The organism is Pseudoalteromonas luteoviolacea NCIMB 1942 (assembly GCF_001625595.1).
GTDB classification, from domain to species: Bacteria; Pseudomonadota; Gammaproteobacteria; order Enterobacterales; family Alteromonadaceae; genus Pseudoalteromonas; species Pseudoalteromonas luteoviolacea_A.
In genome coordinates, this window is sequence record NZ_AUXT01000173.1 from 13,995 (window position 1) to 30,862 (window position 16,868).

Sequence of the window (16,868 nt, forward strand, 5' to 3'; positions counted from 1 at the left end):
TAAAGGGTCACTAAATATGCCCTTTATACACTCGCTACAATATTTGCACCTTTAGCTGTTCGAATCTTATTCAGCAAAAATTGTGCGGTCTCCTTTAGTGGCTGATCTTCAATTTGTTGCATTCTATGTTCCAAAAAGCTCTCTAAACGATCGCTCGTCAACGCACTAAGACATTTTTCTAAAGATTCTTCAATGTACGCATGAAGAGAAACAGATGTGCTCCATTCCAAAGAATTTGCCCATTGTAATATATGACTTAATTCGCCGGGTTTTAACTCACCACAAACGCACTGTGCCATCAGGGCAATATCCAGCAGAGACTCTTTTTGTAACTGCTCGACACAAACTCCACTGTCGAGGTGAGATAGTAGTTGTTCAAACTTCATCGGTAGCTCCTTCAAATTGACGGTATTTGCAGTATTCCAATGCTATCTCCGACCATATAAAACCTCACTACCAATGTCACTCAAAAAATATACATGTTGACAGACATACACTACCCTTAAACTAAGTCAGCAAGAGCCTCTGTCATGTACAAACACTCTGTCATTGTGGCCACTCTCTGTTTAGTTTTATCCAGTGCAGTCTTTGGGAAAGACGTCATATCAGTACCTGTAGACAGGGATATCTATCAATACACGAAGCAAATAATAAATGGTCAAAACTTACAGAGTATTACCCCAGAAATATTCGACCACCCACTGTGTCAAAGAGATATTGTAGATTTAGTACTCATTCAAAAAGCACTCATATTAGGCAACTCTAAACTCACGTTTCAGTTCGTTTTAATTGACCATGAGGAACAAGAAGATAACTTGCTTAAATCAGGTCTGCTATTAGTGAGTGTTGATACTATGTGGCTCAGTCAAGTACAAGCTATTGTTCACAGTGTACATATATCTTCACCCATTATTCGTAAAGGTGAATATTACGCTGGCTTATATGCAGCTCCCGATAGCACCCAACAACTCGCAGAAAAAATTGGGGGGGATCTCTCTCAAGTTACGGTGGTTAGTAATGAAAACTGGTCGGTAGACTGGCAAACATTACAGCAATTAAAGCCCAAGACTATCTTTAATGAGTCCGAATGGACAATTATGGCCAAACTAGTTAGTCGTGGATGGGTGGACATTATGCTAGTCTCCTTCAATAATTCTCCCCATTTTAGATACATTGGTGAGGGCTATGTAATCGAGGCAATAAAAGGAATTAAAGTTGCGTTACAAGATAGTAGACATTTTGTTGTAAGTAAAAAACACCCGCGTAGTCAACAAACTTTTCGTGAACTTGAATTGGGAATAAAACAACTCAGAAACTCAAAATTTATCGAAAAATCATATATGAACTGCGGATTTCTAACCAATTTGGTTGATAAATGGCGCGAAATACCCTAGAAAAATCGTATTTTTGTATATTCATATCTACATTCATATTTGATCCATTTTATTCCAATATCTTTCCCCAAATTAGAAAAAATACTTGATAGATAATAGGAATCCTTAATGAAAGAGCTGAGACTTCAGATTAATACTTTATTTTACTTCGTGCTAGCTACGCTATCTGTAGTGCTGTTAAGCCTTGCTAAACTGTTCTTTGATTTGCAATTATCACAGATAGCTGCGGTTCAATTTTTAATTTCAATCGTTGCAACTTTAGCCGCGTCTGTGCATTTTATTTTTGCGTTATCAGGCCAAAAGTGCGTCACAATATGTAATCAAGGTTTGTCACACTTTAATGTTTTTGGTCGCAGAAGATTTATACCTTCAGAAGAGATTATTCGCTTGGATACGAAAAGTGTTTTGGGGTTGAAAGCGATTCAAATTCACACTCAGGAAAAACGTATCACCCTACTAGCATTTAAGATCACGAAAAAACAAAAGAAGACATTACAGCAATTAGGCTACTTAGCGTAAAAGGTTGAGATATGATTTTAAACTGCTTAGGATGCAGCAGGAAAAACATATAACATAGAGAAGATTCATGTCAAAACAATACCCAATTGGCAAGCTAGGTACTCCTTGGTGCACCGACGAAAAACAAGCTTGGTATCAACAACAAAAGATACAACGCTCTTATCAGACAAACGTCGTTAGCAAGATTGAAGGTTTACGCGGCATATGCACAGTCGAGGAGTATGGTGTTTTGGCATATGAAGCGGGGAATTACCGCCTTTTCGCACTCAAAAACAAACAGTTTGACCCGCAACGCCCCACAATCGTAGTGACGGGTGGTGTGCATGGCTACGAAACGAGTGGTGTTATGGGTGCGCTCGCCTTTGCCGAGCGTTATATAGAGCAGTTTAGTAACCAGTATAATTTTGTAATTTTACCTTGTATAAGCCCTTGGGGATTTGAAACCATTAATAGATGGAACCCAGAGGCCATTGACCCAAATCGCTCATTTTATGCAAATAGCCCGGCGGCAGAGTCTAGGTTAGCAATGGAATACATAGCAGCTTATGACGGAGATATCGTTGCACATATTGATTTACATGAAACAACTAATACAGATAACAGTGAGTTTAGGCCTGCACTTGCAGCAAGAGACGGTAAAGTAAATCATAATTGGAATATCCCTGATGGCTTTTACCTTGTCGGGCACACTCAAAAACCTGTTCCGGACTTTCAGAGAACCATTATTGAAAAAGTACAAAAAGTCACGCATATTGCCGATGCAGACGAAAATGGCCAGCTGATTGGGGTAGATATGGAGCAATTTGGTGTTATCAACTACGACGGAACAGAGCTTGGTCTTTGCATGGGCATGACAGACGCACCTTTTGTCACCACAACCGAAGTGTACCCTGACAGCCAGAATACCACTTCAGAAGAGTGTAATAATGGTCAAGTTGCATCTATATTGGGTGTACTTGCGTACTTATCAAACCGAAATTAATCCCTAGTTGCGGCCTTACTACCTAGGCCGTAACCTCTCCATGCTCATAAATAATTTCAAAAATCTCTTTGAATGAATGTGCTTTTTGTAAAATATTGACTGGAATGTGAAGCGCTCTCGCGATATCCGATGCTGAAATCATCCCCCGGAGATTTTGATTTGTATCCATCAAAAGTACATGCTGATGACCAAGTTCTCTTAACGTCTCCAAAATATCTCCAATTCTGGCATTTTCAACGCACTCATAAAACATGGCATGTAGATCGTTCTTTTTAGTCATCACATCTTCAACTGTTAAATCTGCGCGGGAAACATTCCGTTTTTGCGCTGTTGTAAGCACTTTTCTGCCGGTGAGATCTTTCGAATTCACAACACCGATAAATGTATCATCATGATCAATAACAAGTTTACAACGCACATGGCCATTTACCATCATGTACAGAGCATGGTCTATGTCTACATCTTTGAGTATCACTTGCGGGTGACGGCGAGTGAAATCAGTGACCACTTGCTCGGCAGGGCTAAAAATGGATAATGGATTCCCTTCATAGTGCTCACAAAACTGATATATTCCTTCCAGCTTAGTTGTGTTCAAAAGTTTAAACTCACTCATAAACCACCTCTTGTGGAGTTAAAAATTGCAGCTATTTAAAAAGGATGGTTCATTGTTTGAGTAATCGCAAGGAAAATAAAGGGTACTACAAACATGATATTAAAGTACTGTAATCTCCTGTAATAGATAAAATTAATAATCCCTCGTAGAATACAAACATAGGTTAGTAAACATTACCAAAAGATATTCAACTGGCTACTTACAATTGAAGACCTTGCAGATTTCCCTTTATATGTGCCCACCAAGGTGGGCCTATTTTTTAAGTTACAGAATGCAAAGTTTTGACTAGGACAACCTCTCCTAGTGAGCTATTCGCACGCAACAAGCACTGAAGTAAAGGTAGCTGCTCGCGAAATAATCAAGGAATACGAAGCATTTCACTAGTAGTCTACTTCTTTTATCAGGTAAAATTTCTGCAATTGATACGTGATGCTAACCTTTAGCAATAATACGGAAATCTAGGAAAATCTATGGCTTACTTGATTGATGAGCAAAAGCTCGAAAAAATATACCTGAAAAGTTACCACACCTTTGGTCGTTTTAAATTTAATGTCGACACCTTTTTAGACAAACCCGGTATTTCTCGGCACCACGCTATCATCGAGTACACAAATGAAACTTGGCTAATCCGAGATGTAAGCACCAATGGCATTTGGATCAATGACCGAAAAATTGATAAAAACTTACCTTATCAACTGTCTGAGAATGATAAAATAGACTTTGCGGCACCAGGACAAAATTCATTTGTCGTATCTAGTTTAAATGCTAACTGTCAGTATTTCGTATCTCAAAATAACCCTAGAAACGTTATTGAGATACAAAACCAAATGCTACTTCCTAACGAGCAAGACCCATCTCACATTGTTTACTACGATGCATTATTAAATTATTGGTTTTTAGAAGATTTAAATACTTCTGATAGACAAGCATTAATCGATGGTGGGATAACAAGTTTATTTGGAGAGCAATGGCTCTTCTACTGCGCTGGTATCTCAACAATGACTAAGCACCTAGAGCAACAACCCGCTGTGAAACCATTGTCTCTTAACTTTTCCGTCAGCTTAGACGAAGAGAAAACAGACCTATCTCTCATTGTTGAAGGTGAAGAAATTGATCTGGGTAGTCGCAGTCACCATTACTTACTCCTTCTCCTAGCCAGAACCCGTATCGAAGACAAACAGGCTGGGCTCGATCCTGAATTACAGGGGTGGGTTTACCGTGAAGATTTGGCGAAACAGCTTGGTGTACAAATGAACCATATGAACATCATGGTCCACAGGGCCCGTAAACAGTTAAGTGAAGCTGCGCCAGAAAAAGCCCCAGAAGCAGGTTACATTCTAGAAACTAACAATGGCCAAATTAGAATGAACTGTCAGGACATCACGATTCTAAAAGGCGCACAGCTAGAAACCAGAATTAGCCTCTAAAGGGCAAGTCGCGTGGGGCATAAAGACTAATTTCTACATGCCCCAGCTTGACCAATAATTTTATCTTCTAAGCTCTTCAAAAAGCCAAACTTAAAGAGTATTTCAGTCAATACGAACAGTGGTCCGATTAAAAGCCCGATCAAGTCATCAACAAAAGCGGGCTTCTTACCTTCAAAGTAATGACCTATAAATTGAATTATCCAACCAATAATAAACAACCCACCACCAAAACCATAAAACATCCAGTTAGTAGACATACCGGATGACATACCTTGATGTATCAATAAAACACCTGCGTAGCCCAGTATAAGTATCGCAACCATCATGAGGCCAATTGTAGGAGACAAGAAAAAGTAATACCCACCAGCTAAGGTGATCAGAAGCATTGCCAATGTTACTGTCAAACCTGACAGTTCAAATATGGGAACATAGGCCATCATAATAACTGCAAACACTATAAGTGGAACGCCAATAAGGTGTGTTTTAATGTTTCGCTTATCCCTGTGATACATTGCATATTGAACGAGATGTTGCTCTAGGTTTCTCATGTCACTCAATCCAGAGTATTTACTTTAAACTTAATCTAGCGATAATCAGTGCCAATTGTCAAATAATGAACAATGGGGGAAGGAGTGAATAAGGTGACAGACCCTGAAGTAATAATTACATTATTCAGCAGTACACTATATAGTAATATCAACAAAAAAGGCCGCCATACTGCATGAGGCGGCACATTCACTGGGCAATATTAAAGCAGTTATTTTGTCGTCCGTCTGCTTCACACATAACAATAGCCTAATATCAAAACGAAACAAATAAAAAACATGTTATTTACGTTAATTTAGCCTCATCCTGAGTCCAGAATTTCTTCCCACGGACTTTTTCATGGCAAGCCTTAATACCTGTGGCTGGCAAACAAGCTCAAAATGACTTTTGGCTCGAGTAACGCCAGTATAAACCAGTTGCCTGTTAACCCCTTGTCTGGCCCGTTGTATCGGCGGCAATATCATTGCGGTGTGATCAAACTCAGATCCCTGAGACTTATGTATTGTCATCACATAGACCAATTCATGACTCGGTAAACGTGCTGGGTTAAAGACTCGTAAAAAGCCCTGTTCATCGATAAAAGTTGCCTGTAATTGACCACCTTCAACAGGCAATATAATGCCTATATCTCCGTTAAAAAGCTTAAGTTGGTAATCATTTTTCGTGATCATAATAGGCATTCCAGCATAATAACGACTGTAAGGGGATATTACACCGCGTTCTGCCAATTTACGCTCCACACGCTTATTAAGCTCGTTAACGCCGTAAGGGCCTTCTCTAACCGCAGCTAATAATTGGTACTGTGAAAATAGGCCGTGAATCACCTCGGGGTTTTGTTGCGCCTGCATAGCCTGTATATATTCACTGTAGCGAGACACGGCACGTTCTATCATGTGTAAATAAGAATCGTTAGTCAGGTTAAACAAACTGAGTTCACTAAACCCCTGCTGCAACACCCAATCTAAATGTTGCTGATCATTATTGTTCACTGCCGAAGCCAATTGGCCAATACCACTATCACTTTTGAATCGGTGACTTTTTTGTAAGAATGCCATCGCATCTTGAAGCTTATAGGCACTTTTAGCGCCACTGAGCTGCGCACTTCCATGAAAACAGAGTTCATTGAGTAGTTGTGCGCGTGTTTGAGAATAGGCGGGATTTTTACCGAGTATCAAGTCCGCACACAAATCATTGAGGATACACCCTGTATCAACAGACGCGAGCTGATCCTTATCACCCAACAAGTACAGTCGAGCACCTTCAGGCAACGCTTCAACCAGCTTTGTCATTAAAGAGAGATCCACCATCGATGCTTCGTCCACAATGAGCAAATCAAGGTGTAGTGGATTTGTAGCATCGTGTTTGTACTTATTACTGTTTGGGATCACACCAAGCAAACGGTGAATGGTTTGTGCTTGCTCGGGAATTCTCGCGGCAAGTTCAGAACCCAATGACAAGCGCCCTTTTGCTCCAATAATAGATTCACCCAATCGTGCGGCTGCTTTTCCCGTAGGTGCTACTAATTTTATTGTCAAAGGAGCACTTTGGTACAAAGACTGCAAAATGGCCAAGAGTTTTGTCACTGTTGTCGTTTTGCCAGTCCCAGGGCCACCTGTAATGACACAAAATGCACTTAAAGCGGCTATTGCACACGCAACCTTTTGCCAATCTACATATTCCAAGTCTTGTTCTGGAAAATAATGGTTAAGCAGGTCACGCAGCCTATCTTTTTCAATGGAAATGGGCCTATTTGCTAACGCGGTAAATCGCCGAGCTAAATAAGTTTCATAGTTTGCTAAACGGGCTAGATATAGCCGACCTTCAAATAACACTAGGGGCTTACCTTCTCCAACAGCAGAATGTTGCTCAAGTGCCGCGATTGCCTTGCCCTGCTCTATAAATGGCGTTAGTTCTAGGTTGTCTGTAATTAGTTCGCTTTGCAATGAAAAGGGGTTAAACCAGTCAACTTCAGCTAAAACCAAGCAGCTATTTTGACTCTGCTCAGCTTGTAATAACAGCAAGATCAAATAGAAGACATCACCCGTATTGCCCTGACAGAGCAATTTTGCCAATGCAATGTCGACCTCTCTAGTTTTGTTTTGTTCCAATAAGATGTCTTGAAACAGTGTGTCATTGAAAGTGTTTTGGCTAAAGTCCAGAGAAAATTGAGACATTACACTTCCTCCTGCTCAAACAAGGTATCTAGCATAAGTAACTGCGACTCTTTTAACTGATTAAAGTAAATTCCGCCACCATCGGGCAGCGCTCTAAGGAAAAGGTAATACACTCCTCCAAGGTGAGTATGCGGTTTGTAATTTTTTAAGCGATATTTGAGCAGTCTGTGCAACGCAACTGTGTAGATTAAATACTGCAAGTGATACTGATGTGATGACATCGCTGAGTGCAAATTTTCATCGTTATAGTCTTCTACTTTGTCCCCTAAATAATTCGACTTATAATCGAGAATGTAGTACCTATCCTGCCATCTGAAAATAAGGTCAATGAAGCCTTTGAGCATGCCTTGCACGTCCTCAAATCTCAAAAAACTGGGCTGCCCTGTAATCTCACTCACGACTTTGTTGAGTCTGCTCGATTGAAGTTTTTTAAGTGGTAAGAAAAACTCCATTTCTACCAGACAATCTTGAGGCTTTAATACACTCAGTGAAAGCTCACCACAGGGCGAGAGTGGAGTACTAAGGCTGTGTTCAACCCAACTGCACACTGACTCTAACCACTCTGTATCTATTTGATATTTATCTAAACACGCTGCCGCAGCTTCTTGAAGCGGTAATTTGTCTGAGTTGATAGGGGAATGAGCACTGGTAAAGTCAATTTGCTCATATATTTCATGCAGACAGCTACCCGCTTTTGCTCCCTTCACAAACGTATAAGGTGACTTTATCGGCGTCTTTTTTAGTGTCGGTAGGTCAAGCTCATGATGCTCATCTAGCGCACCAGATGGACGTTCGTCATGGTGCGACAAATAACTCAGTTGACTAAAGCTCGTTGTACGCCAATCACATTCAATCTGCGCAGTTTGTGCTTTAACTGATAATTTTTCAACATGCTCATGTTCATCAGGCTCAAAATCGTGTTGCTCAGCATCACAGCAGATTTCTAATGACATGGCAACATTCGATTCGCAAATTGCGTCCAATGCACTGTGCCAATCTTGCGCGCCTTTAAACTGGGTGTTGGCAAATAATGCAAAGCCAAGTGCTGTTTGATTAATCCCGACTTTTTTGCTTCTTCCTAGCGGCAAATTGTACATACCAAGTTCACAGAAATGCACAGCACGTGTGAGCGCAACATACAGTAAGCGAATGTCTTCTGCTAGGCGTTCCTTGGCTGCTTTTTCTTGCGCAGCTGAGTCTGCTTCTAAATCAACCACCAACGTGTTGTCCTGATGATATACAACTTCATTAGGCTCTCGATATCCTGTCGCAAAAGGCATGTAAACAATCGGGTACTCCAGGCCTTTAGATGCGTGCATGGTGACAATTTTCACTAAATTTGCGTCGCTTTCTAATCGCAGCTGCGCACCATCTAGCGTCAACTCTGAGCACTGAATGCTTAACCACCTAAGCACGCGTTGCGTACCTTCTAACTCTATTTGCTTATGCTGTAATAACTCGGCGAGATGTCGGTAGTCGGTTAACCAACGCTCAACTTCATGACCACAGCGCTGCCAGGTGTCTGCCAATTGATTGTGCACTAGTAACTTCTCTAACATCGCCATAGCACCACTGCGATACCAAACCTGTTTAAGCTCTGCGAACAGTTCCAAGTAGCTTTGCCATTGCTGTTCATTTTGAGACAGAGTGAATATTTGATCGTAATCTAGCGAGAAAAGCGGTGCTGCAAGCACACCTCGTAATGCAGCTTCATCATAGGAGCCATGTAGCACATGTAAAAACTGACTCAGGGCATTTGCGATTGGTTGTCCAAAAACACTATCCCGTGCAAGATATACAGCGCTCACACCAGTCGTTTTTAAAGCCTGCTTCATTACACGGGCTTCGTTTCTGTCCCGTACCAAGACACAAATGTCAGCGGCTTTTACAGGTTCACCACCAATATGTGCTTGGCCATCTTTTGCTTTGGCGAGCAAGGCCGCTATTTTTGTCGCAAAAATTTTTGCCAACATCGGATATGCATGTGCTTTGCTTGCAATTTCCCCCGCGTTGTCATAGACGCAAAATCGCAATACACTCTGTGAATCGCTTTCTATTGATAAACTTTTATCGGCGGGTTTGTCCTGCGCATCTACTGAATAAAATGGGATGGCATCATTAAATATAAAACTATTGTCATGCTGGGTAAAAATAGTATTTACGCTTTCTACAACCGTTTTGGCTGAGCGATAGTTCTTAGCTAATGTAAAGTGCCGGCTTTGCTCAACAGCGTGCTTAGCACCAATATATGTGAATATATCAGCCCCTCTAAAGCCATAAATCGCCTGTTTAGGGTCACCTATCATTGTTAACCCACTGCTTTCACTATTTCGGTAAATAGTGCTAAAAATTCCGTATTGAACCGGATCTGTATCCTGAAACTCGTCAATGAGTGCAACTGGGTATTGCTGAACAATTTTGTTCGCTAAGTCTTCGCCTACGTCTGATCGCAACGCTTGGAATAAGTTACTCAACAAATCATCAGGAGAAATCGTACTCTGCATTTGTTTATGTTGCATTAAAATGACTTTTACATGCTCTAGGGCATGCTGCAACAATGCGATGGGAAACAAATGCTTAACTTTGTGATGTAAAGTCGCCATTTCATCAAATTGGGCAACTATTGAATGGCTGATTAGTTCTGCGTTCTTTTTGTAGTTTTTCGGGTCACTTAGCTGAGCACTGCCCCACAAAGAAAATGAATGCCCACTACTACCAAATTCAAAGTACCAATGATCCGACTCACTATATTCGGCCAATGCCTGAATATTTCCTTTTCGTCCTGGCGCTTTATTTTTAGCAAGTGCGGAGCTCTCTAAACACCCGATAAAGTCAGACTCTCGCAGTGCGATTTTAAACTGCATAGCGCGTTGCTGATACTGTGTTCTCGCAGTTAACACATCCTCCAATTTTACTTGTGGCGTTAATACTGCACTCGATTTGCTCAAAAGTGGCAACAACTTTTTCATTAAACTTTGTGGATGAGCAAACTGCTCCAATACAAGCGCCGTTTGTTCCTTATCTAATGCGTATAAAAACCTGCGCCAATAATCCTCGATGGCCGTTTTTATTAGTTCGGTTTCGTCTAGAATAAATTCCAAGTTAAAACTCAACCTAGACTCAAAGGCATGTTGCTTTAACATCCTTTGACAAAAGCCGTGAATAGTAAAAATCGCTGCCTCATCCATAGACTTTGCAGCAGCATCAAGTAACGTAAACGCTTTTTGCTTGTCTTCTACCCGCGATAACAACGCTGTAATTATCGGATCTTCGCAAGGGGCGCCTAACAAGGCGTCTCTCGCGTCAATAATTCTCGCCCTAACTCGGTCTTTGATTTCTTGCGTTGCCGCCTCGGTAAAGGTAACAACCAAGATTTGCTCAACCCCAAGCACCGCTTCTTGGTCCTTACCAGTAAGCCCTAATAAATAACGTAAATACAAAGCCGTAATCGTGTATGTTTTGCCCGTACCGGCACTCGCTTCGATTAAATTATGGCCATGCAACGGCATGGAAAGCGGATTAAGCATCTCCATGGTGAGCCTCCTGTTCAAGTGCTATCATGGGGCCTAAAATAGATTTACTTAATAACATAAACTCTTCAAGGCAAGGTTCAAGCGCGCTAAAATTAAGCGCCACATACGGGTCTTCTGACTCACCAATACCAACATACTGCCCACCAGCAAATTTACTTTGTGCTTTACTCAAATCATCGCTGCTGGCAAACGCATAACTCGTGGCAGGAAAGAATGGAACTGGCCGAGTTATTATTTGTTTATAAAAATCAACCCATTCGTAAAGTAGCCGCTCAGCACTCTTGCTGTCAATTGGCTCAAAAGTCACTTGTTCATCTAACCCAATAACCACCGTTGGCATTGCTGAAACTGTTAAGTTCGCCAGCAAATGACATAAAAACGCCCTTATTTTATCTTTTGCTTTAATGCTGGCCGGACGATAGAACACTTGTTTAGTAGCCGTCAGTTTATCTAGCCAGCCGACCAGTTTTACATCATTAATTTCTAATGAAACTTCAACCGGTGCACGCAAGTCCGTTAAGTGTGACTTTAATATTCCTACCATAGGTAAAACACGTTGCTGAAGAGACTCTAACTGGATTTCACCGATAAACGCTTGTCCAAGTTCACCCCTTTGCAAGACTTGTGCAGCCTTAATCGGTGAATTATTCAAGCTACACTCGACAATTTCTTGTAAATACTGGTATCTGGTTAGTGGGTCTAATGCAAAAGGTTCTGAGTCGTCTTGATATTCAGCCACGGGGTTTATTTTTACCCCCAGACAATATAGATAAAAATAGTTTTGTGGCGCAATACAAGCTCGCATCAATTGATTGATTTCTAACTCATCTGGTAATAGGCACTCAATAGGCGAAGCGGGTGTCGATGCTTGCGCTTCAAATGATAACAGCCAGTTTGGGTTATAACTGTGCTGCAAGCCTTTTGTGTAGTGAATAGGATTAAACGGTTGGAGCGGCGCATACAGTTTCAGATTTATGCTTGGTTTAATCGCACTATCTGGGTAGTAAAAGCTTCGGTCAATATACTCAAACAGCTCACTCACTAACACTGAAGGTACTTGTACCTCGTTGTTGAAACATGATCGACCAATAAAACTGATATAAAAGTGTTGTCGAGCACTCAATAGTGCTTCCAGAAACAAATACCTATCATCCAATTTTCGTGAACGGTCACCTTTTCGGCGTGTCGAGTTGGGGACTAAATCAAACCCAATTGGCTGCACTTGCCGAGGATAATCCGCATCATTCATACCTAGCAAGCACACTACCTTAAACGGTACGGCGCGCATTGGCATCAGTGTACAAAAATTAACGGCCCCTGATAGAAAACGCTGTCCGACACCTTTTTCCTGAATTCCTTGCTTTATTAAATATGCCAAAACGCGCGGTTCAACAACCCCTGACATATCCCCATTTTCAAAATGTTTTTGTAAAGTGTCAGTTAGTTTAGTAAGCAACATCAAGTCCCAACTTTGTTCAGCCTCTTGATGGTAAAATTCACCAATTAACTGCTTTAACAACTCAGCTTTTTGAGCCAAGTTCGCAGGACGATTAAGATTTGTTTTTGCTACATTGAGCGCCTCAGTAAATGCAACTAACTTACTCAAAGTGTTAATTGCCATTCCTTCAACTAAATCAGCTGGATATACATCTCCAAAAGCAATATCCTCACGTGCACTTGCGATACCTAATAACAGGCGATTAAGACCATGCAACCAGGTATTTAGAGGGATTTCAGGTAAGCCATGCTCTGCTTTATTACTTGCATCCAAACCCCACTTAATCGCCACCTGCTCCAACCAATATTTAATCTGCTCAAACTCCCGCTCTTCAACTTCGAAGCGATTTGCAATGGCCTCCACACCTAATAAATCCAAAATATCCGATACCCCAAATCGGCTGAAAGGCAAATTAACTAAGGTGACAAAAGAGGTTAATACAGGCTTTTCTTGTTCAATCGCCATATCAGCCAACGCAAAAGGAATTTTGCGTGTTTCTTGTGCACTGCCAAAAACCGCCTCAATGTAAGGGCTGTAACGTCCTACATCTGGCATCATCACAATCACATCTTTGGGTGTTAAATCAGGATGCTGATTGAATAGCCCCAACAAATGATCGTGCAAACATTCAACTTCTCTTAAAGGAGTATGGCAATCTTGTAACCTAATGCTATTGTCATCTAAATTGATAGCAATTTTACCTTCATCATTTACAAACCAGTTTGGATCTGCCTGCAGCGATTCGCCTTTAAATGCCAGTTGATAAACTTCTTCCTGTATTTTAGACAATAGACTGTCTGTAAAGTCCTCTACAAATCCATCAAGCCATCGTGCATCTAGTTGTAGTAATTGCTCAAGATAATCTCGCCCTAATTTCCCCCAAGAGGACAACAAAGGGTTACCGACATTATAGTAGTCTTGCTCTTGGTCATTTTGAGCATCAATAGATGGGCGCTTGGCAAATTTTGCATTAATCTTCGCCTGTGTTTTTTCATCTACCAAATCTCCCCAGTAATGCTCACTGGGGTTAAAAAAGAACAGTAATACTTCGGTTTTGCTGCCCAATGCCTGAAAAACCTCAAGCTGACTTGTAGGCATAGCCGACAAACCAAAAATAGAAATTCGCTCTGGCAACTCTTCAGCTCGCGCATTTGTCAGTGCTGTAATTAATTGCTCGTGCATGTTTGCGCGATTGTAGGCACTTTGCCCCAGCTGTTGCGTATGAGAAAGCAGCGCGCGCCATAAATCAGGCTGCCAATTTGCGATCGTTACATCAACATCAGTTAACTTATCTTCTCCAGATCCCCATATAGCCAACCAATCCGGCCTATACATCAAATATTGGTCATAGACGTCGGCAATTTTCTCACACAGTGAAAACAGCTTTAGTCCATCTAGCTCATCAGTATCTAACTCAGACACATCATTTGCGTCTAGCCCCAAATAATTGGCCAAAGCTGAGTATTCTGATTTAAGAAGTTTCGTGGGCAGAATGTTGAATAACTTCCACGTCATATTGGCTTTGTTGTAAGGCGACTCAGCTGGCACATCAGGTAAAAACTGCTGATATAGGCGCCATATAAAACTGAGCGGTAGCGGAAAATCTATCTGTGCAGCAACTCCCACACTTGTACTCAAGCCATTTTTAAGCCATTGAGACATCCCAGGTGATTGCACCAGCACAATTTCTTGTTGAAATGGATCATCGAGCGGCGCTGTTTTCATCACCGTATTAAATTGGCTTTGCAGCGCTTCCATACGGTTAGACTGAATTATATGCAACATAAGAATTTAGCTGGAAATAGACAAGGATCAACAGTTTAAAAAAAATGTCCAAGATAGAACAGTAAAATAATCAAATAACGTCGTATTGATGGCGTAATATCGACTCATTAGAACAAATCGATATCACTGCTCTCAATATGGTTTGTAACCTGTTTACGAGAAACCAGCTCCTCATAAAAACTCACTTGATCCCTACCATGCTCTTTCGCAAAATAAAGTGCCTTGTCGGCATTTTCTAGCACGTTAATTGGAAAGTCATATGGGCTTATTCGGGCTAATCCCACGCTGACAGTTAACTGCTTAACAAAAGGGAACTGTGTTTGGTGCACCAAATTGAGAAATTTACTCATTTTATCCTTGATGGAGTTGTAATCTACCGGTTCAAACACAATAACGAACTCCTCGCCACCAAACCGAAACAACAGATCCGTAGAGCGAAAAAAGTCCTGCATACGCTGTGCTAAGATCAGCAGCACTTCGTCACCGCAAACATGTCCATATGTGTCGTTCACATTTTTGAAGTGATCAATGTCAATCATCGCTAACCAAGACGTTGCACCTTGATGTTGGGAGCGAAGATCTTTACCGTCTCTAATCGATCTATTTTGCTCAATCATCTGCTTTTCTAGCAGCTGCTTAAGCTTTTTATCGAATGTTTGCCGATTCAGCAGACCTGTTAATTTGTCCCTTTCATTTTCACGCAGGATAGTTAAGTAGTTTTCATAAATACGCACAAACGCATTCAACATTACTTGCTGCGCGCTATCCAACCCTTCACATTCCACTTCGATGGCACCAACGGGGGTGTCATGGATAACAATCGGTAACCAGCGCCTTTCTGTTCCGGAGGGATCTTGCATCGTGATGCTGCACGCGGACTGTAAACACGAACTAAGCTCTCTATGTGGCATATCAATGACTTCTCGGTCTAGCCACTCGTACTCTCCAACGTCTCGTACATTTAATGATAAACTGCGTTCGACATTACATGGCTCATTGCCACTGATAGTCTTGTATACCGAGATACTTTGACACACTATAAATTCCTGTATCGTGGACAGTAAGCTATATTCTAATGAGTCGATATCTCTCGTTTTGGTAATTCTAATTACTGAATTTAACAACTCTTCTTGCATCACACGCCCATAAGGTACTTGTTGTCTTACGCAACCAGAGTTTTAAAACCACTAGTCTGCACTCTATATGAAACCAGAAGTAAGGCGTATCGGCCCAGCCTTCCTGGGTTCAGTGAAATTTCACGCTCAACGCATTATGTTTAATTATTAGCCACTTTTCTATGTTCAGCAATTGAAAATTCCATATTGCCTTAAATACCCCAGCAGAGCGCCTTTATGCAGAAAAGATTAATTACACACAGTTACTTTATTGCGACCACTATTTTTTGACCGGTATAACGCTTTGTCCAACCTTTGCAAGAACGCCACTAGCTCTTCTCCTTTAACAATTTGTGCAACACCAAAGCTTCCTGTCACTTGTTTAGCACACGAGAGCTCAATGGCTGCCAATACACTTCTTAGCTTTTCGGCAGCAACAGCAGCTTGTTCACATGCTGTGTTTTGACACACAATTAAAAACTCTTCACCTCCCCATCTACCACAAATATCTGCGCTACGCATATGGCTACTCATCATATTTGCAACAGAGGTCAGCACGATATCTCCGGTCTGGTGGCCAAATAGATCGTTAAATTGTTTAAAACTATCCAAATCCAACAAGATTGCAGAACAATCACTTTGATAACGCTGCACGATATCATGTTGGCTAACGAGCACTTCATTCATTTTTCGTCTGTTATAAAGGCCAGTCAAATCATCCGTGACAGATAACAACTCCAATTGCATTGCATTACTTTTTTCATCCGTAACGTCTTGCATTAGGCCAACTGAATTAAGCGGTTGCCCAATCGAATTGTAAAAAGTCTCACAGAAATGTTTGATATATCGAGTTTGGCCATCTGGTGTTTTAATACTATGCTCAAACACTTTTTTTTGTCCGCCGAGAATAACGTCCTCAGTGATAGACCGTGCGATATTGTTATTGTGTTCACTGATAATCAAATCAAGAAAAACATCCCAGCTAAGCACCTTGGTTTTGGTATCTCCACCTAATAACAGAATTTGAAGCTCTTCAGACAATGTAAGTTTATAGCTCAAGTGATTTAAGCTCCATGTACCGACTTTCGCTAACTTCTGGATTTCTCTCAGTTTATGATTTTCCAGCTTTGAGGCCGATACCATTTGAGATAGCTGATGATTCTCCATCTCCAAATCAAGAATTTGTTGCTCCAGCAATTCAATTTGCTGCTTCAATGACTCGTCGCTCATAGACACCACATATGGCTAAACGATAAAACCTGACATTTATCTATCCAGCACA

12 protein-coding genes are annotated in these 16,868 nt (G+C 41.2%); 4 read left to right on the plus strand and 8 right to left on the minus strand.

The features are described from left to right. Positions 1 to 23: 23 nt before the first annotated feature. Positions 24 to 386, minus strand: coding sequence for a hypothetical protein (locus tag N482_RS14455; RefSeq protein ID WP_063377709.1), 363 nt, complete (start codon positions 384 to 386; stop codon positions 24 to 26). Between the two features lie 144 nt (positions 387 to 530). On the opposite strand from N482_RS14455, the gene N482_RS14460 reads away from it, so the two are divergent. The 3 genes from N482_RS14460 to N482_RS14470 all read left to right on the plus strand — a co-directional run bounded on the left by N482_RS14460 (position 531) and on the right by N482_RS14470 (position 2,895). Beyond that, on the plus strand, positions 531 to 1,394 hold the full coding sequence (locus N482_RS14460) for a hypothetical protein (RefSeq protein WP_081227963.1): 864 nt from the start codon (positions 531 to 533) through the stop codon (positions 1,392 to 1,394). Positions 1,395 to 1,502: 108 nt separating this feature from the next. Beyond that, complete coding sequence (locus N482_RS14465) at positions 1,503 to 1,913, plus strand: hypothetical protein (protein ID WP_063377710.1); 411 nt, start codon at positions 1,503 to 1,505, stop codon at positions 1,911 to 1,913. Positions 1,914 to 1,980: 67 nt separating this feature from the next. Continuing rightward, positions 1,981 to 2,895, plus strand: a complete 915-nt coding sequence (locus N482_RS14470) for a M14 family metallopeptidase (protein WP_063377711.1) — start codon at positions 1,981 to 1,983, stop codon at positions 2,893 to 2,895. Between the two features lie 22 nt (positions 2,896 to 2,917). Here N482_RS14470 and N482_RS14475 read toward each other — a convergent pair whose 3' ends face one another. Then, positions 2,918 to 3,508 carry a CBS domain-containing protein gene (locus N482_RS14475; RefSeq protein ID WP_063377712.1) on the minus strand — a complete coding sequence of 197 codons (591 nt, stop codon included), beginning with the start codon at positions 3,506 to 3,508 and terminating at the stop codon, positions 2,918 to 2,920. A 470-nt stretch (positions 3,509 to 3,978) separates the two neighbouring features. Between N482_RS14475 and N482_RS14480 the strand changes: the two genes are divergently transcribed. Continuing rightward, positions 3,979 to 4,935, plus strand: coding sequence for an FHA domain-containing protein (locus N482_RS14480; RefSeq protein ID WP_063377713.1), 957 nt, complete (start codon positions 3,979 to 3,981; stop codon positions 4,933 to 4,935). 26 nt (positions 4,936 to 4,961) lie between these two features. Here the strand turns inward: N482_RS14480 and N482_RS14485 are convergent, their stop codons facing one another. From N482_RS14485 to N482_RS14510, 6 genes are all read right to left on the minus strand, one after another. Continuing rightward, on the minus strand, positions 4,962 to 5,483 hold the full coding sequence (locus N482_RS14485) for a DUF962 domain-containing protein (protein WP_063377714.1): 522 nt from the start codon (positions 5,481 to 5,483) through the stop codon (positions 4,962 to 4,964). Positions 5,484 to 5,771: 288 nt separating this feature from the next. Further along, positions 5,772 to 7,655: an exodeoxyribonuclease V subunit alpha gene (recD, locus tag N482_RS14490; RefSeq protein ID WP_063377715.1), complete on the minus strand. Its 1,884-nt coding sequence runs from the start codon at positions 7,653 to 7,655 to the stop codon at positions 5,772 to 5,774. Beyond that, entirely contained in the window at positions 7,655 to 11,188 is a 3,534-nt protein-coding gene (gene recB / locus N482_RS14495) for an exodeoxyribonuclease V subunit beta (RefSeq protein WP_063377716.1), read from the minus strand. The genes recD and recB overlap by 1 nt, the downstream gene beginning before the upstream one ends. After that, positions 11,175 to 14,471 carry an exodeoxyribonuclease V subunit gamma gene (gene recC, locus N482_RS14500; protein WP_063377717.1) on the minus strand — a complete coding sequence of 1,099 codons (3,297 nt, stop codon included), beginning with the start codon at positions 14,469 to 14,471 and terminating at the stop codon, positions 11,175 to 11,177. Before recC ends, recB begins: the two co-directional genes overlap by 14 nt. A gap of 107 nt (positions 14,472 to 14,578) precedes the next feature. Beyond that, positions 14,579 to 15,607, minus strand: coding sequence for a GGDEF domain-containing protein (locus tag N482_RS14505; protein WP_063377718.1), 1,029 nt, complete (start codon positions 15,605 to 15,607; stop codon positions 14,579 to 14,581). Between the two features lie 228 nt (positions 15,608 to 15,835). Beyond that, the gene (locus N482_RS14510) at positions 15,836 to 16,816 is read right to left on the minus strand and encodes a sensor domain-containing diguanylate cyclase (RefSeq protein ID WP_063377719.1); all 981 of its coding nucleotides are present in this window, start codon (positions 16,814 to 16,816) and stop codon (positions 15,836 to 15,838) included. Positions 16,817 to 16,868: the final 52 nt, after the last annotated feature.

Bases quoted from the DNA above. Each gene is read 5' to 3' on its own strand.
- N482_RS14455 (WP_063377709.1), bottom strand. From the start codon at position 386: ATGAAGTTTGAACAACTACTATCTCACCTCGACAGTGGAGTTTGTGTC.
- N482_RS14460 (WP_081227963.1), top strand. From the start codon at position 531: ATGTACAAACACTCTGTCATTGTGGCCACTCTCTGTTTAGTTTTATCC.
- N482_RS14465 (WP_063377710.1), top strand. From the start codon at position 1,503: ATGAAAGAGCTGAGACTTCAGATTAATACTTTATTTTACTTCGTGCTA.
- N482_RS14470 (WP_063377711.1), top strand. From the start codon at position 1,981: ATGTCAAAACAATACCCAATTGGCAAGCTAGGTACTCCTTGGTGCACC.
- N482_RS14475 (WP_063377712.1), bottom strand. From the start codon at position 3,508: ATGAGTGAGTTTAAACTTTTGAACACAACTAAGCTGGAAGGAATATAT.
- N482_RS14480 (WP_063377713.1), top strand. From the start codon at position 3,979: ATGGCTTACTTGATTGATGAGCAAAAGCTCGAAAAAATATACCTGAAA.
- N482_RS14485 (WP_063377714.1), bottom strand. From the start codon at position 5,483: ATGAGAAACCTAGAGCAACATCTCGTTCAATATGCAATGTATCACAGG.
- recD (WP_063377715.1), bottom strand. From the start codon at position 7,655: ATGTCTCAATTTTCTCTGGACTTTAGCCAAAACACTTTCAATGACACA.
- recB (WP_063377716.1), bottom strand. From the start codon at position 11,188: ATGGAGATGCTTAATCCGCTTTCCATGCCGTTGCATGGCCATAATTTA.
- recC (WP_063377717.1), bottom strand. From the start codon at position 14,471: ATGTTGCATATAATTCAGTCTAACCGTATGGAAGCGCTGCAAAGCCAA.
- N482_RS14505 (WP_063377718.1), bottom strand. From the start codon at position 15,607: ATGCAAGAAGAGTTGTTAAATTCAGTAATTAGAATTACCAAAACGAGA.
- N482_RS14510 (WP_063377719.1), bottom strand. From the start codon at position 16,816: ATGAGCGACGAGTCATTGAAGCAGCAAATTGAATTGCTGGAGCAACAA.